This is a genomic window from Clostridium sp. CM027, from assembly GCF_024730565.1.
Lineage (GTDB): Bacteria > Bacillota > Clostridia > Clostridiales > Clostridiaceae > Clostridium_AD > Clostridium_AD estertheticum_B.
Window position 1 is genome coordinate 3522091 of the sequence record NZ_CP077725.1, and the last position, 26787, is coordinate 3548877.

Here is a 26787-nt window from a genome sequence, read left to right on the forward strand (position 1 = left end):
TGGAGGAGATGATTTAATATGAATGAAATCCCTTATGTATCTATAGAGAATATTAGTAAGACCTTCGGAAAGGTAATAGCTAATAAGAATATGAATTTAACGGTGCATGGTGGGGAAATTCATGCGCTACTAGGTGAAAATGGGGCAGGTAAAAGCACTCTCATGAATATGCTATCAGGGGTATATACTCCTGATAGTGGCTCTATTTTTATTCATGGGAAAAATATGAATTTTACTTCTCCAAAGGATGCTATTAAAGCTGGTATAGGAATGATTTATCAGCATTTTAAATTAGTTGAGGAAATGACTGCGAAGCAAAATATATTACTGGGTCAAAATAGAGGCTTATTTTTTAATGACAAGTTAGAAATTAAAAAGATTAATGATATATGTGAAAAATTTCATTTAGAGATGGATGTAAACAAATATGTTTGTGATATGGCAGTAGGAGAGAGGCAAAATCTTGAAATACTTAAAGTACTTTATAGAGGTGCTGATGTCTTGGTATTAGATGAACCTACTACGGTATTTACTCAACGTGAAACTGAAAAATTATTTAAAATAATGAGAAAGATGAAAGAACAAGGCTGTGCAATTATATTTATAAGTCATAAAATGGATGAAGTAATGGAGATCTGTGACAAAATTACTGTATTAAGAAAAGGTGAAGCTATAAAAACAGTTGAAAAAGAAAATACCACTCCAAAGCAATTAACAGAACTTATGATGGGTCGCAAAGCGGATTTATCTATAAATAAGGTAAATAAAGAGCCAGGAGATATAATGCTTAAGGTAAAGGACTTGAAAGTGTTAAATGCTGAAAAGGCAGAGATAATTAAAAATATTAGTTTCAGCCTAAGAAGTTCTGAAATTCTTGGCGTGGCTGGAATTGCTGGAAGTGGCCAAAGGGAATTATGTGAGGCCATTGCAGGAATTGAGAAGGTAGCAAGTGGTGAAATAGTTCTTGAGGGGGAGAATCTAGTAGGGAAATCTCCTAGAGATATTATTAATAAAGGCATAAGTATGAGCTTTATACCAGAAGATAGATTAGGAATGGGACTTGTTGCTTCTATGGGAATGGTGGATAACCTTTTGCTAAAGGATTACCACACGCAAAAGGGGATATTTATAGATAGAAAACCAGTCGTAATTAAAGCAAAAAAAATGGTTGAGAAATTTGAAATTAAGACACCGGACATACATCATCCCATAAAATATTTATCAGGTGGGAATATTCAAAAAATATTAGTTGGAAGAGAATTAAGTATGTATCCGAAGATTCTTGTTATGGCATATGCGGTAAGGGGCTTGGATATTAATACGTGTTATACGATTTACGACCTAATAAGTCAAGAGAAGGAAAAAGGAACGGCAGTATTATTCATTGGAGAAGATTTGGATGTGTTAATTAAGTTGTGCGATAGGATTATGGTGCTTTGTGATGGTGAGGTTACTGGCATTGTTGATGCGAAAAAAGCTTCAAGAGAAGAAATTGGTATGATGATGGTGGGAAATACTGCCCAGATGGAGGAGAATTAGATGATGAAGATTGTTAAAAGAGCTGAAACTCGCAAAACTGATAATTTTAAAATTAGAAGCATTGCAATCCTCCTATCATTATTGGTACTAGGTATGTTTTTGTTAGTAATTAAACTTAATCCAATAGACGTATATGCGTCTCTTATAAAGGGAAGCTTTGGCTCGAGTTATAGTATTAAGCAAACACTTATTAAGGCAATACTACTGATTGTAGCTTCTCTTGGAATATCGATAGCCTTCAAGATGCAATTTTGGAATATTGGTGGAGAAGGACAAATAGTAATGGGAGCCTTTGCTGCTACTTTTTTTGCATTGAAATTTCCCTATATGGATAAATTACCATTGTTATTAATAATGTTTTGTGCAGGTATTTTAGGCGGAGGGTTATGGGCATTAATTGCAGCCTTACTTAAGGGGAAATGGAATACTAATGAAACGATTGTAACATTAATGCTAAATTACATAGCCTTAAAGTTTATTACATACCTACAATATGGACCTTGGAAGGATAAGAGAGCAATGGGTTTCCCTAAAATACCTAACTTATCGCCAAATGCAACGCTTCCAGATGTTTTTGGTATACATATGGGATGGATAATCGCAATTATACTTGTGATTATAGTGTATATTTTCATGAAATATACTAAGAAGGGTTATGAAATTTCGGTGCTTGGAGAAAGTGAAAAAACAGCATTGTATGCAGGCATTAAAATTAGAAAAACCATGTACATAGCTATATTTTTAAGTGGAGCACTCTGTGGAATTGCAGGTGTAATTCAAGTATCAGCTGTAAGTAGGACACTGTCTGCACAAGTTGCAGGTGGGGCAGGATTTACAGCTATAATTATAGCTTGGCTTTCAGGATTAAGTGCACCCATTATAGTAATAGTATCTATACTATTTGCGGCTCTATTACAAGGAGCGTCATTTATTCAAACAGCATTTGGAATACCTGAAGCGGCTGCACAATTAATACAAGCAATTATACTGTTTTTTGTATTAGGCAGTGAATTCTTCATTAAATATAAAATAAATTTTAACTATCAAGGCATATTAAAGGAGGAAAATAGAAATGAATAGTATAACAACATTTTTAGCCGCTGCGGTTGTAGCAGGTACACCTCTACTTTTTGCCACATTAGGTGAATTATTAACTGAAAAGGTAGGTAACCTTAATTTAGGTGTAGAAGGCATGATGCTTATGGGATCTGTCATTGGATTTATGGCAGGCTTAAGTACGGGAAATCCTGTTATAGCAATGATAGCTGCAGCGATTTCAGGAGCCTTTGGAGCGTTAATTTATGCGTTTTTAACTATAACACTTCGGGCAAATCAAGTTGTATGTGGTCTTACGCTAACTATATTTGGAACAGGGTTCTCAAGTATGATAGGTAAAAAATTGATTGGGCAAGTTACCCCAGATAAGGTTAAATCATTTTTCGTACCTAAAAGAATTCCATTAATTGGAGATATACCTTTTATAGGAGATATATTTTTTAATCAAGATGTGTTTGTATATTTGGGATATATTATAACTTTGCTTTTGTTTATATATTTATATAAAACTACTAAGGGCTTAAACACCATGGCAGTTGGCGAAAATCCTGCAGCTGCCGATGCAGCTAGTATAAACGTTAATTTGTATAAATATGTGAATACATTAGTAGGCGGAGCTCTTTGTGGTCTTGGAGGAGCATATCTATCTCTTGTTTATGTTCCAGCATGGCAGGAGAATGTAACATCTGGCAGAGGATGGATAGCAGTGGCCTTAGTAATTTTTGCAACTTGGAGACCTCATAGAGCGATTATAGGAGCATACCTTTTTGGAGGGCTTGACATAGTAGGTTTTAGACTTCAAGGATTACCTAATTTTTCAGTATCTCAATATCTTATTGATTTGCTACCATATTTAGTTACAATAATTATTTTAGTAATAGTATCAATGAAAAAATCTAGTGAAAACTCACCACCGGCTGGACTCGGAAACCCCTATTTTAGAGAAGAAAGATAGTTAATTTCTCGAATTTTTTTACATGATACATAATAGGGGACATTTAATAATTATTCAAATGCAAATAGTTGTTAACTGTCCCCAATTATTTTATGTTTTGTGTATAATAATAGTATGATATATAATAGGAATGGTGACAAAATGAAATATGCAGTTATTACATTTACAGAAAAGGGAGATCAAATAGCTAATATTTTAGCTTCAAGCCTTAACATTGATTTGTATTCAAAGAAAAAGCAAAGTGATTTTAATTTTAAGGAAGTTAGTAGAAATGTAATGGAAAACTATAGAGGTGTAATATTTATAAGTTCTACAGGTATTGCAGTTAGAGCTATAGCGCCATACATAAAAAGTAAGGATGTGGACCCTGCAGTATTAGTTATAGATAATTCTTGTAATTATGTTATAAGTCTTTTAAGCGGTCATTTAGGAGGCGCAAATGAGCTTACATTAAAGGTTAGTAAGCTTCTCGAATCACAAGCGATAATAACTACTGCTACAGATAATTTAGGTATTTATGCTCCAGATATGATAGCAAAAGATAATGGACTTATAATTGAAGATTTGAAAAAAGCAAAAGAAATAGCGGCTCTTTTAGTAGAGGGAAGAAAAATTGGATTTTTTGATGAAAGAGGGATAGTACAAACGCCCGTTGGATATAGTAGTAATTTAGAGGACATTAGTGGGTTACTATACATTTGCAGCTCAGAGAGTACTGATAATCATTTAAAGGGACATATAGTGCCTACGCTTAAATTAATAAGAAGAAATATCGTACTAGGGATAGGATGTAGAAAAGATTTTTCAACCCAGAAAATGAAACAAACTGTATTAAGGGTTCTTAAAGAATATAATATAGATATTAGGTCTATAAAGTCTATAACGACGATTTTGATAAAAAAAGATGAGGTTGCAATAAATGCGCTAGTAGATTATTTTAAATGCCAACTTAAAATATTTACGGCAGAAGATATAAAGCAAGTACAACATAAATTTTACGGTAGTGATTTCGTTGAAAAAACTATTGGAGTTAGAGCTGTTTGTGAGCCTTGTGTAGAACTTAGTGGTGCAAGGATTATAAAAAATAAGATGAAATTAGATGGTATGACGTTATGTATAGGTGAAGTATGATATAATAAAGAAGATATTTTTAGTAACAATTATGCAATAAGAGGAGTGTATTTATATGACAACAGATAATAAAGAAGAAGTTATAATGAAAGATATGACAACAGATGGTAATGAGGAAGTTATCATGAAAGATATGACAGTAGATAGTAGTGAAGAAATTACAATGAAAGATGCGATGGATAATACTGATGACGTGCTTTTAGCTAAAAAAAGTGAAGATAGCGTTAAAGTTTGGGAAAAATTACAGGAAATCGTAGATGAGAATAAAACGTTAGAAGTAACAGTTAGTGACATAGTAAAAGGCGGAGCTACGGCTTATATTGATGGAGTTAGAGCATTTATACCTGCGTCACAAATCTCAGATTCATATATAGAAAACCTAGAAGACTTTAAAGGCAAAACTTTAGAAGTTAAAATAATAGAACTTGATAAAGAAAATAAAAACATAGTTCTATCAAGAAGAGTAATAGAAAAAGAAGAGAATGAAGGTAAAAAAGATATAATTTGGAATGAACTCAAAAAGGGCGATAAGAGAAAAGGTGTTATAACTAGACTTGCTAAATTTGGTGCTTTTGTAGATTTAGGCGGCATTGATGGTCTTATTCACGTTTCACAATTATCATGGAAAAGAGTTCAAGATCCAGCAGAGGTAGTGTCAGTTGGAGATGAAGTTGAAGTTACTATTTTAGATTTTGATAAAGAAAAAGGAAGAATATCTTTAGGACTTAAATCAGAAGCAGGAAACCCATGGAAGAATATAGTAAGCAACTACAAGCCTGGTGCTATAGTAGAAGGAACTGTTGTAAAATTAATGGATTTCGGTGCTTTTGTACAACTTGAATCAGGAGTAGAAGGACTAGTTCATTTATCAGAAATATCAGAAGAACGTATAGCAAAAGTTTCTGACGTATTAAAAGTTGGAGAAGTTGTAAAAGTTAAAATCGGTGAAATAAACGAAAAAGATAGAAGAATAAGCCTAAGTATTAGAGAAGCAGCAAGAGGAAATGAAGATTTTTCACAATATAAGCAAGAAGAAGAAGCTGGATTAACTTTAGCTGATATATTAGGAGATAAATTCAAAAACTTTAAATTTGAATAAATTTGTAAGTAAAAATAATTAATAATAGTTTTACTTAATAGAGCTACAAGAAGCATAGATTTTTAAAAAAGTCTATGCTGAATTAAGAAGATGATTTCTGTATTGTAAACAGGAGTCATCTTTTTTAGGTTCCATTGATATCTAAATTTAATATCTACTTTTAATAGATTTTTTTAGAAGCGTATGGTAATATATTTATAAAATGTAATTTAATGATATGAAAGAAGGGGATTTTAGTGAGTGAAGTTAAAAAACTTAAAACAAGAGATGAAATTGACAGCATGTACAAGTGGAACGTCCAAAAGATGTATAAGAGTTCTGCGGCGTGGGAAGAAGATTTTGAAATACTAAGATCTAAAGCACCAGAAATGCAAAGATTTTCAGGGAAACTGGGCACTGCTGAGGAGTTATTATCATTTTTAGAAAGCAATGTAGAGATTCAAAGACTTCTAGAAAAATTGCTTGTATATGCACATTTAAGAGGGGATGAGGATACAGCTAAGGCAGAGTTTCAAGTACTTAAAAATAAGATTGATTCATATGCCGCAGAAGTTTCGAGTGCCACTGCATTTTTTGTCCCTGAACTATTATCATTAAAAGAGGGCTTTATAGATGAGGCAATTTGTAAGATTCCAAAACTTAAAATATATGAATTCTACTTACTAGATATTTTAAGTCAAAAGCCTCATACATTAAGTGTAGAGGGAGAAAAGCTATTAGCATCTGTAAGCGACTGCTTAAATGCCCCGGGAAATATATTTGAAATGCTTACAAATGCAGATATGACGTTTCCAAGTATAAAAGATGAAAAAGGTAATGAAATTGAATTAACAGAAGGAAACTACAGTATTTTTATAAAATCGAAGGATAGAAGGGTAAGAAAAGATGCCTTTGAAACATTATTTGGAACATATAAGGGGTTTAGAAATACGTTAACAACATCTTTAACATCATCAATAAAAAACTTTGTATTTAATGCAAAAACAAGAAATTATGCATCAGCATTAGAAAGCTCATTAAAGCCTAATAATATTCCAGTAGAGGTTTATCATAATGTGGTGGATACTATAAACAACAATCTAGACTCCCTCCATAAATATGTAAGACTTAAAAAGAAACTTTTAGGACTTGATGAAATTCATATGTATGATTTATATGTGCCAATAGTTGATGCGGTGCAAGATAGTATTGAGTATGAAGATGCTGTTAAGTTAGCATTAGATGGTATAAAACCTTTGGGGCAAGAATATTTAAATATATTTAAAGAAGGAATTAGTGAAGGCTGGGTAGATGTATTTGAAAATAAGGGTAAACGTTCTGGGGCATATTCTTCGGGATGCTATGACAGTATGCCATACGTACTCTTGAATTATAATCACCAATTAAATGATGTATCTACGCTTGCTCATGAAATGGGGCACTCTATTCATTCTTATTATTCAAGGAAGAATCAACCGTATATATATTCAGAGTATGAGTTATTCTGTGCGGAAGTAGCATCTACAACTAATGAATGTTTACTAATAGATTATTTAATTAAAAATGAGACAGATAAGAAGAAAAGACTATTCTTAATAAATCAGCAATTGGAAGGAATAAGAACTACAGTATTTAGACAATGTATGTTTGCAGAGTTTGAAAAAACAACCCATGAAAATATTGAGCAGGGTAACCCATTATCTCCAGAGGACTTATGTAAAATTTATCATGATTTAAACCGAAAATATTTTGGAGCTGAAATGGTGGTAGATGAGGGTATTGATATGGAATGGGCAAGAATTCCTCACTTTTACAGCGACTTCTATGTATATCAATATACTACGGGTTTTGCAGCAGCTAATTCTTTCAGTAAAATGATAGTTGAAGAGGGCGAAAGCGCTGTAGAAAGATATAAAGGATTCTTAAAGAGCGGTGGAAGTGACTATCCAATAAATATACTTAAAAAAGCAGGGGTAGATATGTCATCACCAAAACCTTTAGAGGATACTATAAGAAGATTTGATGAATTATTAGAAATGCTCGAAAAAGAGATATAAAAAAAGTATGAAGTTTCTCCTGGATGACTTGCAATAAGAACTTGAAACGAAAAATTTTGTTAAGAAATTCTAAATGAAATTTCAATGTTTCTGCATTTCTTATTGCAAGTCGCTTTCAGAGAAATCCAATACTTATTATTTAGATCTTATTTTGAACATCTTTATGACATAGTAGAGACAAAGATTACAGGATTTAATACAATGTCAAAAAAAGAAAAAGAAGAGTTTAATGTTGTTTCCTTGTGTAAATACACGGGGAAATTCATGTTTATGATTGCTTTTGAATAAAGGATTTGTATGAGCATTATAATTTTAATATATTTAATGGCAGATTTGGTATTGTAGAAAGTATAGAGAATACAATAGAAAGAATAATACAAGGTGGTATTTAAAATGGAGAAAAAGCTTAGATATAGATTGATTACCGGAAAAGATGATGCGAACTTTTGTAAAAGAATTTCTGAATTACTTGATGAAGGTTATACATTATATGAATCTCCTTCGTGTACATTTAACGGACAAGATGTAATTGTGGCACAAGCTGTAATTAAGAATGATAAAAAATAAATATTAAAAATTTTAATTACCTAGAAATTGTAGGTATTGCAGGACTAAATATATTAATATTTAATACACAGTTGTAAGAAATTATAATGTAAATAATGTATTTTATAAGGAGATGTTTGATTATGAAAAAGTCTCTATCAATAAATTTTATCGAAGTACTTTTAGATGTTTTACTAACTGTATCAGGGTTTTTATTAGTAATGGGTGTATTACATGTACTATTTGGTGGAAAGGCTGTATTTACTATAAATATTGGTATTAGTTTTATAGTTTATTTAATTTACGTTTTAATACTTTACAATCTACGCAAAATTGTTTGTAGTGCTAAATTAACACCGTTTTGTTTTGATAATGTCAGGAGATTTAAAATAATTGGATATTATATGTTCTCTATAGCTATTTTTGATGTAATCATGAACTACAAAAGACAAGCTGGTATAGAAATATTTGCTACAAGATATGGGTCACTTAAAGGCAGTTTTTTTATGTATATTGTGTTAGCTTGTATGGCTTTAGCTTTAGCAGAAATATTCAAAAAAGCAATTGAAATAAAAGAAGAAAACGACTCGACTGTCTAAAGGAATATAATATTACAATTATCGTAAATTTGGATTTTATACACTTGAAGCTATTTCTCGTGAATTGCAATGCCAACTTGGTGATTTATTAGAATATAAAGAATAATATATATATAAGTTGCGTCGCAACATTCTAAAATAGAGCATCAATTGTATATCTACGATTGATGCTCTATTTTTGAAGACTTCGAAGTTAGTTATATGATTTTTAACAGACAAGATGTAATTCATAATGACAATAATGCGGAAAAATAAATATTAAAAATTTGAATATTTAATGTTAAATATTATTGTGACATACATTATACACTATACGAATAAAATTAAGATATGATGTTAAAATGCCGCACGAGATATAGTAAGGAGAGTGATTTAAATAATAATTTTCACCACTATTTTAATAGGTATAATATTTTTGACAGGGATTATTATGCTACAGATATTTTTATCAAAACGACAAAATAAGTGGCTTGGTTTAATATTGCCAATAATTAATGTTATTTTTTCCATTAGGGCAGTTTTAGGTATAAGTTTCGATGGGGGAGAATCAATTAGTACAATTGTAATGGAAACGATTATGACGTTTTTAGTGTGGAATATTTTAACAGGTGTTTTAAGTGATGTATATTTTACTTGCCGTGAAAAATTAAAAAAGAGTAAAATATAGATGAAATGAATGTGGAAATTATTGCGATTTGGTGGTTTTTTATCTGCTATCCATAGTAGATACATCTTAGTGTAAATATGATATAGTATGAAGTTTTTCCGGAAATGACATGAAATAAGAAGTGCAGAAACATTGAAAGTTGATTTAGAAATTCTACCGATTTATGCGCAAAAAAAGTATATGTTACATATAATGCATTGAAGCGAGCTTTAGAACTTCTTATTTTATTTTTAATTAAGATGCGTTAGGAAAAACATATGTTTGAGCGACACAGCGAGTTTATGTTTTTTAGCAGATTAATTAAAAGTAAAATTAGTAGTTCTTAGCGAAGTGAATGCATTAATAGTAATATATACTTTTTTATTTTAGTCTTGTTTCTTTTTAGTAATATACCAATATACAGGTAATCCAATTAAGGTTATTGCAAGTCCTATAAGTGCTTTTGAAGTATCAGTTAAAAGTGTACTTACTAGGATATATATACCTCCAGTAATTCCGATGAGTGGAACTATTGGGTAGAAGGGTACTTTATAAGGTCTCTCTAAATCTTTATGTTTTGTTCTTAATATAAAGATACCAGCTACTGCCATTGTGAAGAAAATCCATAAAACAAATATAACAAGATCAGTTAAGGTATCAAAAGAACCGCTAAATACATATAAAGAGGCGAGTACTGCCTCGAAAATAAAAGCGTTTAATGGAGTTTGATATTTTTGATTAACTTTTCCGAGGATCTTATCAAAAGGTAAAAGTTTATCTCGAGCCATGGCAAAGGGTATTCTAACTCCTGTCATTAGGTAACCATTTAATGTTCCAAAGATTGAAATTAATATGCCAGCAGTTATAAACAATGAACCAAATTTTCCAAATAAAACTGTTGCAACATCAGAAGCCACTTTATTAGAACTAATAACAGCTGTTATAGGAATTATGTTTATAATTGCTAAATTAAATAAAACATACACTGTTATAATAACGATTAGTCCTAAAATTATGGACTTTGGTATGTCTTTTTTAGGATTTTTAAGTTCTCCTGCTATATTACCTACGCCTACCCAGCCATCATAAGCCCAAAGTGTTCCAAGCATAGCAGCTCCAAAACCAGCTCCGGCTGCAGTAGTCCCTAGTGGCAAGGAAAAACTGTGAGCTGTTCCTTTTATAAGGCCTAAAGCAATAATAATAAAAATTGGAATTAGTTTTGCAACAGTTGCAATGAACTGAATTTTACTAGCAAGTTTTGTTGATAACACGTTTGCAGTGGTGATAACAAATATCATTAATATTGCAAATAGTTTTTGCTGGATTGGACTCATAGGTACAAAATTAGTAGCTTGAGTTGCTAAAACTATTGCGAGTGCTGCGGCGGCACCAGGTACATAAATAACCGTCTGTACCCAACCAAATAGAAATGCCCATTTTTCTCCATAGAGTTCTTTAAGATATATAAATATACCACCAGTTTTTGGAATAGCTGCTGCTATTTCAGCTATAGTAAGACCAGAAGCCATAGTTATAATGCCACCGGCGACCCAAGCAAGTATTCCCATGGTTGGAGATCCTGCGTTTTTAAATACAATAGAAGGTTTAAAGAAAATCCCTGAACCTATAACCATACCTATAACTAGGGTAATGGATTCTAGTAAGCCGATTTCTTTCTTTAGTGTTTTTGGTGAATTATTGATAGAATCTAATTCTTTTGATGCTTCCAGAATAAATCATCCTCTCTTTTGTTAGTCTTAAAATAATAGAAAACTCATTTAAGTGGGTCAAATCATCTCCTGCGGAGCTGAAATGTCGCTAAAATATATAAAGACATGAAGTAAAAAAGCGGCAAAAGCACTGCATTTTTACTACATGTCCTCTTATCTGAAAGTTTCATTAGATAATAATCTAAGTTGCTCCAATAAAAATATTTTAAATAACTATAATCCCAAATGTAAATTTTATTATTTCTTTATATTTTATTAGCAAATTCAAATATAGTCAAGAAGAATTTTTTAAAACATACAACTTAAAATATCTTCTATATTTGCATTTGAAAAATAATCAGATATATTAAAGGCTGAAAGCGCTTTTTTTACATCAGATTCCACATGATTTATGCCTATAAGGGCAGCATCTATGTCCGAGATATCAAGTTTGCTAAAAAAATCACCATATATCGTAATATCTTTTATTATTCCATGTTGTACTTCCATATTACATTCAACAGTTCCAAATGAAAACTTCTTTTCATTTGTGAAATTATATTTTGGTGAATGGCCAAAATTCCATTCCCAAGTAGAATATTTTTCAGTGGCAAGCTTATTTATACTATTTAAATCATATGGAGTGAATTCATACAAATAATCTGAATTATTTTTTGTAATAATATAGTTCATAATTAACTCTTTAAATTCCATGATAGATAGAGACCGTGTTAAGTGCGAACTTATATTAGTTACCCTGCTTAATACGGATTTAATACTTTTGTCTTGAAATTTTAAAGGTTTAGCTTGTAATGCTTTTGATAAATCCGAAATATTTGATGAAAAAAGCAAGGTGCCATGATGAAGAACTCTGTTTTTGTAATTATATTGTGCATTGCCTGAGAATTTTTTACCTTCAATGGTTAGATCATTTCTTCCACTAAATTCTGCATTTATGTTAAGTAAGTTTAAAACATTTAAAATTGGCAAGGTGAATTTTCTGAAATTATTAAAATTTTCTTCACTACTATTTTTGATAAAAGTGAAATTCAAATTGCCTAAATCGTGAAAAACAGTGCCTCCACCAGACAATCTCCTTACCACAGGAATATTATTTGTTTTTATATAGTCTAGGTTAATTTCTGATAAGGTATTTTGGTTTTTTCCGACGATGATACAAGGCTCATCACTCCAGAGCATAAAACAGTCTTCTTTAAATTTTTTTAGCAAATATTCTTCCGCTGCTAAGTTAAAATAGGGACTTGTATTTGTGTTATTTATATAAATCATTATATTTCCTCCTTGCATTAACTTTAGATTTGAAATTATAAACCAATATATATATTTAATTGAATTATATACCAAAAGGCAGTATAATGAAACATGAAGGAGAATAAAAAAACAATCATTTTTTTTTATATTTCAATGCATATATTTTACAAAAATGGGGGGAATTATGTTGAAAAATTTAAAAAAAACGCCGCTATATAGTGTTTATAAAGAATATGGTGGGAAAATAGTTGATTTTGCTGGGTGGCAAATGCCAATACAGTTTGAAGGGATAATTTCTGAACATGAAGCTGTAAGGTCCGCTGCTGGACTTTTCGATGTATCACACATGGGAGAAGTGGAAGTAAAAGGAGCCGAGGCTTTCGAATTTGTACAAAATTTAGTTACAAATGATTTAGCAGTACTTGAAGATAATCAAATACTATATACTTTTATGTGCTATGAAAACGGAGGAGTAGTTGATGATCTTTTAATATATAAATTTGGTAAGGAACATTTCTATCTTGTTATAAATGCAGGGAACATAGAGAAAGATTTTCAATGGATGATTGACAATAAGGGCGCCTATGATATGGAACTCACTAATATTTCAAATGAGGTAGCAGAGGTTGCGATTCAAGGACCAAAGGCACAAAAGATACTTCAAAAAATAGCTGATATAGATTTAGATGAAATTAAATTTTTCTATTGTAAACGAGATGTTCTTGTAGATGGTGTAAAATGTCTTATTTCAAGAACAGGGTATACAGGTGAGGATGGGTTTGAAATATACACTTCCCCAGAGGAAATAGAAAAATTATGGCATAAACTATTTAATATAGGTGAGGAAGAAGGACTTAAGCCCACAGGGCTCGGCTGCAGAGACACTTTAAGATTCGAAGCTTGCCTCCCTTTATATGGAAACGAATTATCTCAAGATATTACACCGCTTGAAGCAGGACTTGGATTTTTTGTAAAGCTTAAAAAAAATGAATTTATAGGAAAAGAAGCTCTTTTAAAGCAAAAAGAACAAGGTCTTAAGAGGAAATCAGTAGGGTTTGAAATGAAGGATAGGGGAATTCCAAGACATGGTTATGAAGTTACTGCATTCGGAGAAAAAATCGGAGTGGTAACAACGGGATATTTCTCGCCTACATTAAAGAAAAATATAGGTCTTGCTTTAATAGATTCTAAATACTCAGAATTAGGTACAGAAATTGAAATTGGGATTAGAGGTAAAGCATTAAAAGCTGAGGTAATAAGTAAAAAATTTTATAAGAAAAATTATAACAAATAAAATTTAGGGGGATTTTAAATGAAAACATTAAAGGAATTATTTTATAGTAAAGATCATGAATGGATAAAAATTAAAGGTAATAAGGCATACGTTGGAATTTCTGATTATGCACAACATGCTTTAGGAGATATTGTTTTTGTTGAGCTACCAGAGGTAGATGCAGAAATTACTAGTGGGGATGTTTTTGGGGTCATTGAGTCTGTTAAAGCAGCTTCTGACATGTATATTCCATTTAGTGGAAAGATTTTAGAGGTAAATGATGATGTAGTAGATAACCCAGTATTAGTAAACGAAGACTGCTATGAAAATTGGATGTTTCTTATAGAAATTACAAATAAGGAAGAATTAAAAGAACTTATGAACGAAGAGCAATATAATGAATATTGCAGTAAGGAGAAATAAGATGTTTCCTTATATACCTAATACTTTAGAAGACGAAAAGGTAATGTTAAAAAGTGTGGGTGCGGAGTCTGTACAGGAACTGTTTAAAGACATACCAGAGGACCTTAAATTAAATAGAGATCTAAATATAAATTCACCCATGTCAGAACTGGAAGTACAAAAACACGTAAAATCACTTTGTAATAAAAATAAAAGCGCTGAAGAGTTAGTTTGTTTTTTAGGAGCTGGAGTTTACGATCATTATATACCTTCTATAATAAAGCATATAGTTTCAAGATCAGAATTTTATACATCATATACACCTTATCAACCAGAGATAAGCCAAGGTACTCTTCAGGCTATTTTTGAATATCAAACATTAATATGCAGTTTGACCGGACTAGATGTTGCGAATGCATCTATGTATGATGGTGCTACGAGTTGCGCTGAAGCTGCTTTTATGGCTGCTGAGCATACAAAAAGAAAATCTATAATTGTATCTAAAACAGTACATCCAGAAATTAGAAAAGTCGTTCATACCTATGCAAAATTTAAGGGATTAGAACTAATAGAAGTAGATGAGAAGGAAGGAGTTACTGATACTCTAAAATTAAAAGAACTTGTAGATAGCAGTGTGGCAGGAGTTATAGTTCAAAACCCTAATTTCTTTGGAATAATTGAAGATATGAGGTCGGTTGAAAAAATTACTCATGATAATAAAGCTATTCTAATAATGAGCGTAGATCCTATATCTCTTGCCATATTAAAAACTCCAGGAGAAATAGGAGCAGATATTGTGGTAGGGGAAGGCCAATCACTTGGAAATGCAATGAACTTTGGAGGACCTTATTTGGGATTCATGGCAACGACGAAAAAACTTATGAGAAAAATGCCAGGAAGGATTGTAGGTCAGACCATCGACGTAGATGGAAAAAGAGCCTTTGTATTAACGCTTCAAGCTAGGGAACAACATATAAGACGCGAAAAAGCGACTTCTAATATATGTTCAAATCAAGCTTTAAATGCATTAACTGCTGCAATTTATCTTACAACTATGGGAAAACAGGGATTAAAAGAAGTGGCATATCAAAGCACTCAAAAGGCGCACTATGCTTTTAATGAAATAATTAAATTAGAAAAATACGAGCCAGTATTTAATAAACCTTTCTTTAAGGAGTTCGTAATTCAGGGACAGGAAAGGGCTAGTATTATTAACGATAAATTATTAGAAAATAATATAATTGGTGGATATGATATAGAGAAAAATTACCCTGACCATAAAAATGCTCTACTATTCTGTGTAACAGAAAAAAGAACAAAACCAGAAATTTGTGAGCTAATAACTGCAATGGAGGGGATAAAATGAAACAGTATAATAAATTAATATTTGAAATCTCAAAAGAAGGAAGACGAGGATATACGTTACCTTGTTGTGATGTAGAGAGTATCGATATTAGCGAAATGATACCTGAGCATTTGCTAAGCAAAAAAGACATATCCCTTCCGGAAGTAAGTGAAGTAGATGTTATAAGACATTTCACTCTATTGTCTAATAAGAATTACGGGGTAGATACTGGCTTTTATCCTTTAGGTTCGTGTACTATGAAATATAATCCGAAAATTAACGAAGATATGGCGTCTATGACCTCATTTACTCAGATCCATCCATATCAAAGTGTAAAAACGGTACAAGGTTCCTTACAATTAATGTATGAACTTAGTGAAAAATTAGCTGAGATATCCGGAATGGATCAGGTTTCACTTCAACCTGCAGCAGGGGCCCATGGAGAGCTTACTGGACTTATGATTATAAAAGCCTTCCATGAAAATAAAGGGGATTTTAAAAGAAAAAAGATTATAGTTCCAGATTCAGCTCACGGAACTAACCCAGCCAGTGCAAGTGTGGCAGGCTTTGAAATTGTAGAAGTTAAATCTAATGAAAAAGGTAGTGTAGACTTAGATAGTTTGAAATCTGTATTAAACGATGAAATAGCGGGATTAATGCTAACAAATCCAAACACTTTAGGTTTATTTGATGAGAATATTAAAGAAATAACAAATCTAGTACATGAAGCTGGTGGGCTCGTATATTATGATGGAGCAAATTTAAATGCCATTATGGGTATAGCAAGACCAGGAGATATGGGATTTGACGTTGTCCATATGAATCTTCATAAAACATTTTCTACCCCACATGGTGGTGGTGGACCGGGAAGCGGACCAGTAGGAGTTAAAAAAGAACTTATACAATATTTGCCTGTCCCAATAATAGAAAAAATAGAAGAAAAATTTGTTCTTAATTATGATAAACCACTATCTATTGGAAAGGTAAAGAGTTTCTATGGGAACTTCGGAGTACTTGTTAAAGCATATTCTTATATACTTTCAATGGGCGCTGAGGGACTAAAGAAGGCAAGTGAAATGGCAGTGCTTAATGCAAATTATATGAAAAGCAAACTAAAGAACTATTATTATTTACCAATTGATAGAGTTTGCAAGCATGAATTTGTTTTAGGAGGTTTAAAGCAGGGACCAAGTGAGGTAACTACATTAGATATTGCCAAGAGACTGCTAGATTATGGATATCATCCGCCTACAATATATTTTCCAACAATTGTAGAAAATGCAATTATGATAGAACCTACGGAAACGGAAAGTCTTGAAACTATGGATGATTTTATTGAAGCTATGATAAATATTTCAGAAGAAGCAATAGAAGATCCACAGCTACTAAAGGATGCTCCATATGATACTCTTGTTAGAAGGCTTGATGAAGTTCGAGCTGCTAGATATCCAGTTTTAAAATATACTAATTAATATAACTTCGGGATAGTTAAATCATCTCCTGCGGAGCTGTAACATCTTCGTAGAAGATGTATTAACGACTTCAGAAGGAGATTTATACTCCCGCTGAAGTTTTCTATTTGTTGGGGCAAGTAACCCCACTTATAGAAGTGGGAGACTTTCCTTCTGAAATGTCGTTAAGATATTCCGAAGTTATACTGATTTATAGGAGGAGGAGCAGTGATGGAGAAGGATATAGTTATAATTGGGGGAGGCCCTGGGGGATATGTTGCTGCTATTCGTGCAGCTCAGCTGGGTGCTAAGGTTTGTATTGTAGAAAAAGGTGAGCTTGGTGGAACATGTTTAAATAGAGGATGTATTCCTACAAAGGCGCTATATAGAAATGCTGAAATTTTAAATACTTTAAAGAATATTAATGAATTTGGAATCGTGGTAGATAGTTACAGTTTTAGCGTAGAAGAAATTCAAAATAGAAAAGACAAAATAGTTAATCAACTAGTGAACGGGGTAGAACAATTATTAAAGTCAAATAATATAGATGTAATTTTAGGGACAGCTTGTTTGAAAGATAAAAATACAGTTTCTATCTCTCTTAAGAATGGAGAATTAAGAGAAATAATAACGAAAAATATAATTATAGCAACTGGGTCTATTCCATTAATACCTAATATACCGGGTATAGATCTACCAGGAGTATTTACTAGTGAAAATATATTAGAATTTAAAGAAGTGCCTAATAAATTAGCAATTATAGGCGGCGGTGTTATAGGTGTGGAGTTTGCAGGTATATTTAATGCATTAGGATCAAAGGTAACTGTTATAGAGTTCTTGCCAAGTATTCTTGCTCAAGTGGATACTGATTTAACAAAGAGATTGAGTGTTTCACTTAAAAGAAAAGGTATAGATATGAGTATCAACACAAAGGTAATTAGTATTGAAAAATCTAATGAACAGCTAATTGTAACTGCCGATGGGAAAAAAGGAGAAATTGTGTTTACGGCAGATAATGTATTGGTATCCGTTGGTAGAACGCCTATGACTGAAGGGCTTAATATTGAGAATTTGGGTATATCGCTTAATAGAAGAGCTATTGTGGTAGATGAAAATTATGAAACTAACATTCCAGGTATTTATGCTATTGGTGATGTGAATGGAATAAGTATGCTTGCTCATGCAGCAACGCATCAAGGTAAAAAAGTGGTTGAGAGAATTATGGGTTATATTGCTCCTTATTCTAGTGAAATAATACCAAGTTGTATTTTTGCATTTCCAGAGATAGCTTGCGTAGGCATAACAGAAAACGAAGCCAAAAAAAAGGGAATGGAGTATAAAACAAGTAAATTTTTATTTGGAGCTAATGGCAAGGCATTAGCACTAGGTGAAGGAGAAGGATTAGTAAAGGTTATAGCAACGCTTGAGGATATAATCATTGGAGTGCATATAATGGGACCTCATGCATCGGATTTAATTCATGAAGGGGCTATGGCTATAAATAATAATATGAATGTTTCAAACATCGCTAGCATGATACATGCTCATCCAACACTATCTGAAGCTTTTGAAGAAGCAGTGTTAGGGTTAAAAGGTGAAGCTATTCATATGGTACCTGCTAAAAAAAGATAGAAGAAACATAAAGATAGTTCAAGAGAGTAATTTTAATTACTCCCTTGGACTATCTTTGTATTTTAAAGCTTTCTTACAAATAATATTTAAATGCTATGCAATTAGAATTATATTTGGACGTTTTGTATCCTGTTGAACCATATTTTGCTATAATATATATACATATACTATTTGAAATTTTAAAATAGTGAATAATGGGAGGGATGAAAATGAGATTATTGCTTACAAACGATGATGGTATAAATGCAAAGGGGTTATATGCTTTAGCTAAAGAACTCGAAAAAAATCATGAAGTAATTATTGTAGCACCATATAATGAAAAAAGCGCTTGCGGACATTCCATAACCCTTACAAGGCCACTTATTGTTAGAGAAACAAAAATTGAAGGGTTAAAATCAAAAGCTTATAGCGTAGATGGAACACCAGCAGATTGTGTAAAAATAGCAATTAATAAGCTCATTGATAGTAAAAGTGATTGTAAAATAGATATGGTAGTATCCGGAATCAATAAAGGATTAAATTTAGGTACTGATGTCTTATATTCCGGTACAGTTTCTGCAGCTATAGAAGCGACTATTTATAAAATACCAGCTATGGCGGTTTCTATGGAAATTAAGCGAAATATTGAAAATTATGAAATGGCAGCTAAATATGCTGGAAAGATATTGCTTAAGGCTATTGAGAATAACATTAAGAATGATATTGTATTAAATGTGAATATTCCTATGCTAAGGGATAATGAAATAAAAGGAATTAAAGTATGTAAAATTGGAAGTAGATTGTATAACAACCGTTATATAGAAACTATTGGAGAAAATAATGAAACTCAATATGAAATTAAGGGTGAGGTAATAGATATTCATGAGGATGATTCTGACACAATATATTTTAAAGAGGGGTATGTTACTGTAACTCCACTTCATTATGATTTAACTAATTTTAAAATGTTAGATGAAACACGCAAATGGTTTTAACGACATTTCAGAAGGAAAGTCTCCAACTTATATAAGTGAGAGTTCTATACTGTAACAAAGAGAAAACTTCAGTGGGGGAATTTATGAATATTAAAGAAAAACCATTAATTTTTGATGGCGCAATGGGGACATATTACGCAAGTGTTTGTGAAAATCCATTATCCAAATGTGAACTTGCAAATATTTATGATAAAAATACCATACTAAATATACATAAGGAATATATAAATGCTGGTTGCAAGGCAATTAAAACCAATACATTTGGAGCAAATAAAATTAGCCTTGAAAGTAATTTTGATACGGTTAAAGAGGTTATTGTAAAAGGTTATGAGATAGCAAGGGAAGCCACAAAGGGTACTGAGGTTTTAGTTTTTGCCGATATTGGGCCAATACCATTTTTAGAAATGATGGATTTATGGGAGGCATACAAAGAAATAGTAGATTTGTTTTTAGATCTCGGTGCAACATATTTTATATTTGAAACTTTTAGCAGTGATGAATATCTTGCTGAGATTTCAAGGTATATTAAGGAGAAAAATCCAAATACATATATTTTGATGGAACTTGCGGTTTCACCAGAAGGGTTTACAAGACTTGGAATAAATGGTGAAAAATTTATAGAGAAAGTTTCGCAAATACCAACTATTGATGCCTGTGGATTCAACTGCTTTTCTGGGCCATATCACTTACTTCAATATATTAAAACTCTTAATATAGAAAATAAAACTATTTCTGTTATGCCAAACTCAGGGTATCCAACAATAATAAATAATCGTACGTTTTTTAATAATACTAAAGAATATTTTGCTGTGCAAATGCTAGAAATAGCAAAGCAAGGTGTGGCTATTATTGGTGGTTGTTGCGGTACAACTCCAGAATTTATAAGGGAAACTGTTGCAAAAATAAAAGGTTTATCAACACGCGAAATTGTTCCGAGTAAAACTGGAAAAGTTAAAATTGAGAAATTAATTGTTAAAAACCTTCTCCTGGAAAAAATCAGAATTGGGAAAAAAATTATTGCGGTAGAATTAGACCCACCACTTGATACAGGAATTGAATTTTTTATGAATAGTGCTAAGAGTCTTAAAGAGAATGGAGTTGATGCAATAACCATTGCAGATTGTCCTATTGCAAGAGTAAGGGTAGATAGTAGTCTACTCGCTTGTAAGTTGAAAAGAGAACTCGACATCACAACAATTCCACATATGACATGTCGCGATAGAAATATTAATGCTACAAAGGCATTACTTCTAGGCTTAAATATTGAGGGGGTAAATAACGTTTTAGTGGTAACAGGTGACCCTATACCCTCAGCCCAGCGTGACGAGGTTAAGGGGATGTTTAGTTTTAATTCTGCAATACTTGCTAACTATATAACCAATCTAAATGATATAACATTTTCATCACCTTTTAATATTTGTGGTGCTTTAAACGTAAATGCTATTAATTTTAGTAGCCAACTATTACACGCAAAAAAGAAAATTGAAAGTGGAGTAACTATGTTTTTAACACAGCCAATTTTAACAAAGCAGGCTGTAGAAAATTTAAAACGGGCACGTAGTGAATTGCCTGCTAAGATATTAGGTGGAATTATTCCGATTGTAAGCTATAAGAATGCTTGCTTTATGAACAATGAAATTTCTGGAATAAGCGTTTCTGAGGAAATTATAGAACTATATAAGGACATTTCAAAAGAAGAAGCTAGGGTTCTTGCAATTAAAATATCTACTGAAATAGCGGAAGAAATCTACCCTTATGTAGATGGATATTATCTTATTACACCGTTTAAAAGAATTGATATTATTACTGATATTATTAAGAATATAAGCACTATTAATAATTAATAAATTAAAACTCCAATCATGAATAAATACATGATTAGGGTTTTAATTTTTTGATTACAAATTTTATAAAACTAATGAACTATTATTTCCCAGGAATGTTGACAAGTATTAATTGGTAACATATAATAAACATATGAACAATGATTCATGTGTTCATATGAAAGGGGTGGAATAAATGGGAAAAAACATAGAGGTTTGTACATGTTCTAATATACATGAAGATGTAGTAGAAAAAGTAAGAAAATCAATACCACGTGAGGAAACGTTATATGACTTAGCAGAGCTTTTCAAAGTTTTTGGAGATGGTACGAGAATTAAAATTCTTTGTGTGTTATTTGAAACTGAAATGTGTGTTTGTGATATAGCTGCTCTTCTTAATATGACTCAATCAGCTATTTCTCATCAACTTCGTGTGCTTAAAAATGCTAGACTTGTTAAGTATAGACGTGAGGGAAAGGTTGTCTACTATTCTTTAGATGATCAGCATGTTAAACAAATTTTTGATCAAGGACTTATACACATAAAGGAACTTAGATAATACTCTATTACATAAAGAAAAATTTATAATATAAAAGCAAATAAAAACTTTGAAAGTGGGGGAGAAAATGAGTACTATAATAAAAAGAGAATTCATTTTAGAAGGTCTAGGTTGTGCTAATTGTGCAAACAAAATTGAAGCTCAATGTAAAAAGATAGATGGAGTATTAGATGCAAATATAAATTTTGTCACTAAAAGCTTAGTAATTCAATTTCAAAGTGAAGAAAAAATAATAAGTGTTATAGATGATGCAAAAAAAATAGTTAAAAGAATAGAACCTGGTGTTAAATTTATAGTAAAACAAGTAAAAACATTTAAGCATGAGGAAAAGGGTCATAGCCATAACCATGATCATAACCATGATCACGGGGAAGAAGGAACTAATAAAAATAAAATTATACGTTTCTCTGTAGGTGTAGTAATTTTCATCGTAGCAGTTTTGTTTAAATTAGATTATTTAATTGAATTTGCGTTATTCCTCATAAGTTATTTATTAATTGGTGGAGACGTCCTAATAGTTGCAGTGAAAAATATATTAAGAGGACAATTATTTGATGAGAATTTCTTAATGGCACTCGCTACAGTAGGAGCATTTTCTATTGGACAATTTTCAGAAGGCGTTGGGGTTATGCTTTTTTATCAAGTAGGAGAATTTTTCCAAGATATCGCTGTAAATAAATCAAGAAAATCTATATCTGCGCTTATGGATATAAGGCCAGATTATGCAAATAAAAAAATTAAAGATGAAATTGTAAAGGTAGATCCAGAGGAAGTACACATTGGGGATATTATAATAGTAAAGCCCGGAGAAAAAGTGCCATTAGATGGTATTGTTATAGAAGGAAAATCATTAGTAGATACAGCTGCATTAACTGGTGAATCAGTTCCAAGAGAAGTTAAAAGCGGCGATGAAATTTTGGCAGGGTGCATAAATAAAAATGGATTATTAACTATAGAGGTTGCGAAAGAATTTGGAGAATCAACCCTTGCAAAAATTTTGGATTTAGTGCAAAATGCTAGCAGCAAAAAAGCACCAACTGAAAATTTTATAACTAAATTTGCAAGATATTACACACCGATTGTAGTTATAAGTGCAACAGCACTAGCAATACTTCCACCCCTTTTAATACCTGGTGCTACTTTCTCACAATGGATATATAAAGCATTGGTATTTTTAGTAGTATCTTGCCCTTGTGCACTCGTAATATCTATTCCACTTGGATTTTTTGGAGGAATAGGTGGTGCATCTAAAAATGGTATTTTGGTTAAAGGTGGAAATTACTTGGAGGCATTAAATAGCGTTGAAGTAGTAATTTTTGATAAGACAGGAACACTAACTAAAGGAGTATTTGTGGTTACGCAGATGCATACAGAAGGTGAGATAAGTAGGGATGAATTATTAGAGTATGCAGCTCATGCAGAAAGCAATTCTAATCATCCTATTGCTACATCTATAATAAAAGCTTATGGCAAAGATATACGTAGTGAAGATATTGAAGGCGTCGAAGAAATAGCTGGAAAAGGTATTAGGGCTAAAGTTAAAGGGAAACATGTGTTAGCTGGTAATTCAAAGTTAATGGATAGTGAGAAAATTTCCTATAATAAAGCTGGAAATGTAGGCACAATAATATATGTAGCTATAGACAAGAAATATGCAGGTAGTATTATAATTTCAGATGAGATAAAAGAAGACTCTATTCAAGCAATAGTCGATTTGAAATCTATGGGTGTTAAAAAAATAGTAATGCTTACTGGTGACAATAAAGATATAGCGACGAGTATTGGAAAAATACTTGGTGTAGATGAAGTTTACTCAGAACTTCTTCCACACGAGAAGGTAGAAAAATTAGAATTGCTTCAAAAAGAAAAATCACCTAAAGGGAAGATAGTATTTGTAGGAGATGGAATTAATGATGCACCGGTGCTCGCAAGAGCAGATATTGGGATTGCAATGGGTGGTGTAGGTTCTGATGCTGCAATAGAGGCGGCAGATATAGTAATAATGACAGATGAACCATCAAAAATTGCTGAAGCTATAAAAATTGCTAAAAGAACAAAAACAATTGTTATGCAAAATATTATCTTTGCACTAAGTGTAAAAGCAGTTATTTTAACATTGGCAGTTTTCGGAATTTCAACTATGTGGGAAGCTGTTTTTGGTGATGTAGGAGTCGCTTTAATTGCAGTGTTAAATTCAATGAGAGCAATGAAGGTTAATAGCTAAAAATAGTAAAAGGTTAACAAGAACGAAAAGTTCTTGTTAACCTTTTTTATGTGATTAAGGACTATCGTGTCATAGCAATTTTCATTTGAGTTACTAGTGGATCAGCAATGGTACCAACAATAATCTGGTAGTTATTGTTTCCGATCTTCATAACAGCAGTAGCACCAAGATCTTTTAATCTAGTTTCATTGATAAGAGCATTGTTTTTAATAGTTAATCTTACTCTTGTAATACAAGCATCTATAGTCTCTATATTTGCTTTGCCTCCAATAGCTTCTAAGATACTAATAGCTCTAAGACCTAACTCAGAAGTATTTAGTTTAGCGAGTGCAGGAGAGGTTTCATCATCTCCTCTACCTGGAGTCTTTAAGTCGAACTTCTTAATAGAGAAGAAGAAAACAAAGAAATAAATAACACCGAATATTAAACCTATTATTATTAAAAGTATTGGCTTGCTTGCGATTCCAAAGCTTAGAACATAGTCAAGTATACCTGCAGAGAAAGTGAAACCAGATTTAATTCCTAAAGCAGAGGTTAAAGCAAAAGCTGCTCCCGTTAATAGAGCATGAATTAAATATAGTGCTGGTGCAATGAACATGAATAAGAATTCAATTGGTTCTGTAATACCAGTTAGGAAAGCAGTAAAAGCAATACCAAGAAGCATTCCAGTTACAGCTTTTCTATTTTCTTTTTTAGCTGTAGCTATCATTGCAAGACATGCAGCAGGAAGACCAAACATCATAATTGGGAAAAAGCCTGTCATAAATGTTCCAGCAGTTGGGTCCAGTGCGAAAAATCTAGTCATATCTCCTGTAATGACCTTACCAGCAGCATCCGTAAAGGTACCAAACTGTACCCAAACAAGTGTGTTCATAACATGGTGTAATCCAAAAGGAATAAGCAATCTATTTAGGACTCCATAAAAGAAGGCGCCTATAGAACCAGAGTGAGCAATAACATTCCCTGCATTATTAATAATATCTTGAATATGAGGCCAAATATAGCCAGCGCCCACACCTATAATTAAAGTGTAAAAGGATGTTATAATTGGAACGAAACGTTTACCACCGAAGAAACCTAAGAAATCTGGAACCCTTATACTCTTATACTTGTTGTATAGGTAACCAGATAATATACCAACGATAATACCTGCTAGTACACCCATATCTATCTTAGAATTAAAAGTGACAGCAACTTCAGTTAATACAAAGTAGCCAACTGCAGCTGCAAGACCTGCAACTCCATTGTTATCATCTGCAAGACCTATAGCTATACCAATTGCAAAAATTATAGGAAGATGGCCAAAAATAGCATTTCCGGATTAATTCTTATCCTCCCTGTGGTTTTCATGGCATGTTACATGATTAAATTATAGGGATAAATGCAGTGATATTTATTAATATAGGTGAAAAGATATTATTAAGTATTACTCAGTACTAAGAATATTTAAGAAATCTAACACCATGATATACATGATAAAAAAATCGTTAAAGGTTTACAATAGAGGAATAAAAGAGAATATGCATTATAAATCTAAACTATTTTCTATGGACTCTATAATCGAATCAGATAGCTATTAATACTAAATTGTAATTTGTTGTTTCAAATAGGTTGTAAAAAAAACAAATTTGAAATATAATTGGTATATACAACATAACAACATAACAATATAATAACATATAAATTGCATATGTGCACTAATTTACCAAAAAATATTATTAATCAAGGAGGGAAAAATTTGAGAAAAATTTCGAAGGATAACCCTATACCACTTCATTATCAAATAAAAGAAATATTACAGGAAATGATAGAAAATGAAGTTTTAAAGCCAGGGGAATCAATTCCAACAGAAAGAGAACTGTGTGAAATTCAAGGGGTCAGCAGAATGACCGTAAATAAGGCTATTATGTCCTTAGTAAATGAGGGGTTAATTTATAGAGAACAGGGAAAAGGGACGTTTGTGTCTACTGCAAAGGTTAATAGTGAAATATCACGGCTCAAAGGATTTACTGAGCAAATGCAAGAAAATGGAGTGGTATCAAAAACTAAAATATTATCTTTTAAGGTAATAGACGCAACAAAGAAATGCAAGCTTGAGCTGAAAATGCCTGAAGATGAAAATAAGATTATTGAGATTAAAAGACTGAGATTTAGTGATCAGCAACCAGTAGCAATTGAAACAGCATGGCTTCCATATTATTTATTTAATGGAATGACTAAAGAAATTATTGAAGATAAATCACTATATGAAATTTTTCGTCAAAAGTATGGTCATCATCCGGATAAAGCGAAACAAACAATTGAACCTACAATGTTAAATCAATATGAAAGTACCCTTCTTAACCAAGAAAATGATGCTTTGGCACTAATATTTAGGCGAACCACCTATTTAGAAAATGAAACTCCAATTGAATATACCAAAGCCATATATAGAAGTGATAAGTATAAATATCAAATAAACTTAAAATAATAGGAAAATAATCCAGAATTGTCATATACCCCATAGATAAATAAGG

The 26787-nt window shown here is 31.9% G+C and carries 22 protein-coding genes and 2 pseudogenes; 21 read left to right on the forward strand and 3 right to left on the reverse strand.

Annotation, left to right across the window (positions count from 1 at the left end; genetic code table 11):
• The first annotated feature begins 18 nt into the window (after positions 1-18).
• From KTC92_RS16765 to KTC92_RS16810, 11 genes and pseudogenes are all read left to right on the forward strand, one after another.
• Positions 19-1539 carry an ABC transporter ATP-binding protein gene (locus tag KTC92_RS16765; protein ID WP_220286063.1) on the forward strand — a complete coding sequence of 507 codons (1521 nt, stop codon included), beginning with the start codon at positions 19-21 and terminating at the stop codon, positions 1537-1539.
• Positions 1540-2619, forward strand: a complete 1080-nt coding sequence (locus tag KTC92_RS16770; protein WP_220286062.1) for an ABC transporter permease — start codon at positions 1540-1542, stop codon at positions 2617-2619.
• The gene (locus KTC92_RS16775; RefSeq protein ID WP_220286061.1) at positions 2612-3550 is read left to right on the forward strand and encodes an ABC transporter permease; all 939 of its coding nucleotides are present in this window, start codon (positions 2612-2614) and stop codon (positions 3548-3550) included. The genes KTC92_RS16770 and KTC92_RS16775 overlap by 8 nt, the downstream gene beginning before the upstream one ends.
• 114 nt (positions 3551-3664) lie before the next feature.
• Positions 3665-4681 carry a cobalt-precorrin 5A hydrolase gene (gene cbiG, locus KTC92_RS16780; protein ID WP_258280633.1) on the forward strand — a complete coding sequence of 339 codons (1017 nt, stop codon included), beginning with the start codon at positions 3665-3667 and terminating at the stop codon, positions 4679-4681.
• Between the two features lie 55 nt (positions 4682-4736).
• Positions 4737-5780, forward strand: a complete 1044-nt coding sequence (rpsA, locus tag KTC92_RS16785; protein ID WP_220286060.1) for a 30S ribosomal protein S1 — start codon at positions 4737-4739, stop codon at positions 5778-5780.
• A 236-nt stretch (positions 5781-6016) separates the two neighbouring features.
• Positions 6017-7816 carry an oligoendopeptidase F gene (gene pepF, locus KTC92_RS16790; RefSeq protein WP_220286059.1) on the forward strand — a complete coding sequence of 600 codons (1800 nt, stop codon included), beginning with the start codon at positions 6017-6019 and terminating at the stop codon, positions 7814-7816.
• An 84-nt stretch (positions 7817-7900) separates the two neighbouring features.
• Entirely contained in the window at positions 7901-8104 is a 204-nt protein-coding gene (locus tag KTC92_RS16795) for a DUF3784 domain-containing protein (RefSeq protein ID WP_220286058.1), read from the forward strand.
• Between the two features lie 105 nt (positions 8105-8209).
• Positions 8210-8383 carry a DUF1737 domain-containing protein gene (locus KTC92_RS16800; protein ID WP_165411659.1) on the forward strand — a complete coding sequence of 58 codons (174 nt, stop codon included), beginning with the start codon at positions 8210-8212 and terminating at the stop codon, positions 8381-8383.
• 122 nt (positions 8384-8505) lie between these two features.
• Entirely contained in the window at positions 8506-8961 is a 456-nt protein-coding gene (locus KTC92_RS16805) for a DUF2975 domain-containing protein (protein ID WP_220286057.1), read from the forward strand.
• 37 nt (positions 8962-8998) lie between these two features.
• A pseudogene (locus KTC92_RS18735) lies at positions 8999-9067 on the forward strand (helix-turn-helix domain-containing protein); the annotation flags it as partial.
• A 324-nt stretch (positions 9068-9391) separates the two neighbouring features.
• On the forward strand, positions 9392-9628 hold the full coding sequence (locus KTC92_RS16810) for a hypothetical protein (RefSeq protein WP_220286056.1): 237 nt from the start codon (positions 9392-9394) through the stop codon (positions 9626-9628).
• A 365-nt stretch (positions 9629-9993) separates the two neighbouring features.
• On the opposite strand, the gene KTC92_RS16815 is transcribed toward KTC92_RS16810, so the two are convergent.
• Entirely contained in the window at positions 9994-11337 is a 1344-nt protein-coding gene (locus KTC92_RS16815; RefSeq protein WP_220286198.1) for an APC family permease, read from the reverse strand.
• Between the two features lie 288 nt (positions 11338-11625).
• Positions 11626-12606, reverse strand: coding sequence for a lipoate--protein ligase (locus KTC92_RS16820; protein ID WP_220286055.1), 981 nt, complete (start codon positions 12604-12606; stop codon positions 11626-11628).
• Between the two features lie 169 nt (positions 12607-12775).
• Here KTC92_RS16820 and gcvT point away from each other — a divergent pair, with 169 nt between their 5' ends.
• From gcvT to KTC92_RS16865, 9 genes are all read left to right on the forward strand, one after another.
• The gene (gene gcvT, locus KTC92_RS16825; RefSeq protein ID WP_216301958.1) at positions 12776-13882 is read left to right on the forward strand and encodes a glycine cleavage system aminomethyltransferase GcvT; all 1107 of its coding nucleotides are present in this window, start codon (positions 12776-12778) and stop codon (positions 13880-13882) included.
• An 18-nt stretch (positions 13883-13900) separates the two neighbouring features.
• On the forward strand, positions 13901-14284 hold the full coding sequence (gene gcvH / locus KTC92_RS16830; RefSeq protein ID WP_216301959.1) for a glycine cleavage system protein GcvH: 384 nt from the start codon (positions 13901-13903) through the stop codon (positions 14282-14284).
• Between the two features lies 1 nt (position 14285).
• On the forward strand, positions 14286-15629 hold the full coding sequence (gene gcvPA / locus KTC92_RS16835) for an aminomethyl-transferring glycine dehydrogenase subunit GcvPA (RefSeq protein WP_216301960.1): 1344 nt from the start codon (positions 14286-14288) through the stop codon (positions 15627-15629).
• Positions 15626-17080: an aminomethyl-transferring glycine dehydrogenase subunit GcvPB gene (gene gcvPB, locus KTC92_RS16840; protein ID WP_216301961.1), complete on the forward strand. Its 1455-nt coding sequence runs from the start codon at positions 15626-15628 to the stop codon at positions 17078-17080. The genes gcvPA and gcvPB overlap by 4 nt, the downstream gene beginning before the upstream one ends.
• Positions 17081-17290: 210 nt before the next feature.
• Positions 17291-18691, forward strand: coding sequence for a dihydrolipoyl dehydrogenase (gene lpdA, locus KTC92_RS16845; protein ID WP_216301962.1), 1401 nt, complete (start codon positions 17291-17293; stop codon positions 18689-18691).
• A 209-nt stretch (positions 18692-18900) separates the two neighbouring features.
• On the forward strand, positions 18901-19665 hold the full coding sequence (surE, locus tag KTC92_RS16850; protein ID WP_216301963.1) for a 5'/3'-nucleotidase SurE: 765 nt from the start codon (positions 18901-18903) through the stop codon (positions 19663-19665).
• 83 nt (positions 19666-19748) lie between these two features.
• Complete coding sequence (locus KTC92_RS16855) at positions 19749-21509, forward strand: bifunctional homocysteine S-methyltransferase/methylenetetrahydrofolate reductase (protein ID WP_216301964.1); 1761 nt, start codon at positions 19749-19751, stop codon at positions 21507-21509.
• Positions 21510-21684: 175 nt separating this feature from the next.
• Positions 21685-22047 (forward strand): metalloregulator ArsR/SmtB family transcription factor, encoded by a 363-nt coding sequence (locus KTC92_RS16860; RefSeq protein WP_165411667.1) that lies wholly within the window; start codon positions 21685-21687, stop codon positions 22045-22047.
• A gap of 67 nt (positions 22048-22114) precedes the next feature.
• A complete protein-coding gene (locus tag KTC92_RS16865; protein WP_220286054.1) occupies positions 22115-24271 on the forward strand; it encodes a heavy metal translocating P-type ATPase in 2157 nt (718 codons plus the stop codon).
• A gap of 61 nt (positions 24272-24332) precedes the next feature.
• Here the strand turns inward: KTC92_RS16865 and KTC92_RS16870 are convergent.
• Positions 24333-25592: pseudogene (locus KTC92_RS16870) on the reverse strand (PTS transporter subunit EIIC); the annotation flags it as partial.
• Positions 25593-25961: 369 nt separating this feature from the next.
• Between KTC92_RS16870 and KTC92_RS16875 the strand changes: the two are divergent.
• A complete protein-coding gene (locus KTC92_RS16875) occupies positions 25962-26741 on the forward strand; it encodes a GntR family transcriptional regulator (RefSeq protein WP_220286053.1) in 780 nt (259 codons plus the stop codon).
• Positions 26742-26787 lie beyond the last annotated feature (46 nt).

Coding starts and splice junctions, on each gene's coding strand:
- KTC92_RS16765 (WP_220286063.1), top strand. CDS start 19: ATGAATGAAATCCCTTATGTATCTATAGAGAATATTAGTAAGACCTTC.
- KTC92_RS16810 (WP_220286056.1), top strand. CDS start 9,392: ATGCTACAGATATTTTTATCAAAACGACAAAATAAGTGGCTTGGTTTA.
- gcvPA (WP_216301960.1), top strand. CDS start 14,286: ATGTTTCCTTATATACCTAATACTTTAGAAGACGAAAAGGTAATGTTA.
- gcvH (WP_216301959.1), top strand. CDS start 13,901: ATGAAAACATTAAAGGAATTATTTTATAGTAAAGATCATGAATGGATA.
- KTC92_RS16800 (WP_165411659.1), top strand. CDS start 8,210: ATGGAGAAAAAGCTTAGATATAGATTGATTACCGGAAAAGATGATGCG.
- surE (WP_216301963.1), top strand. CDS start 18,901: ATGAGATTATTGCTTACAAACGATGATGGTATAAATGCAAAGGGGTTA.
- KTC92_RS16775 (WP_220286061.1), top strand. CDS start 2,612: ATGAATAGTATAACAACATTTTTAGCCGCTGCGGTTGTAGCAGGTACA.
- KTC92_RS16855 (WP_216301964.1), top strand. CDS start 19,749: ATGAATATTAAAGAAAAACCATTAATTTTTGATGGCGCAATGGGGACA.
- KTC92_RS16820 (WP_220286055.1), bottom strand. CDS start 12,606: ATGATTTATATAAATAACACAAATACAAGTCCCTATTTTAACTTAGCA.
- KTC92_RS16860 (WP_165411667.1), top strand. CDS start 21,685: ATGGGAAAAAACATAGAGGTTTGTACATGTTCTAATATACATGAAGAT.
- cbiG (WP_258280633.1), top strand. CDS start 3,665: ATGATATATAATAGGAATGGTGACAAAATGAAATATGCAGTTATTACA.
- rpsA (WP_220286060.1), top strand. CDS start 4,737: ATGACAACAGATAATAAAGAAGAAGTTATAATGAAAGATATGACAACA.
- KTC92_RS16865 (WP_220286054.1), top strand. CDS start 22,115: ATGAGTACTATAATAAAAAGAGAATTCATTTTAGAAGGTCTAGGTTGT.
- lpdA (WP_216301962.1), top strand. CDS start 17,291: ATGGAGAAGGATATAGTTATAATTGGGGGAGGCCCTGGGGGATATGTT.
- KTC92_RS16795 (WP_220286058.1), top strand. CDS start 7,901: ATGTTTCTGCATTTCTTATTGCAAGTCGCTTTCAGAGAAATCCAATAC.
- gcvPB (WP_216301961.1), top strand. CDS start 15,626: ATGAAACAGTATAATAAATTAATATTTGAAATCTCAAAAGAAGGAAGA.
- KTC92_RS16770 (WP_220286062.1), top strand. CDS start 1,540: ATGATGAAGATTGTTAAAAGAGCTGAAACTCGCAAAACTGATAATTTT.
- KTC92_RS16805 (WP_220286057.1), top strand. CDS start 8,506: ATGAAAAAGTCTCTATCAATAAATTTTATCGAAGTACTTTTAGATGTT.
- KTC92_RS16875 (WP_220286053.1), top strand. CDS start 25,962: ATGTGCACTAATTTACCAAAAAATATTATTAATCAAGGAGGGAAAAAT.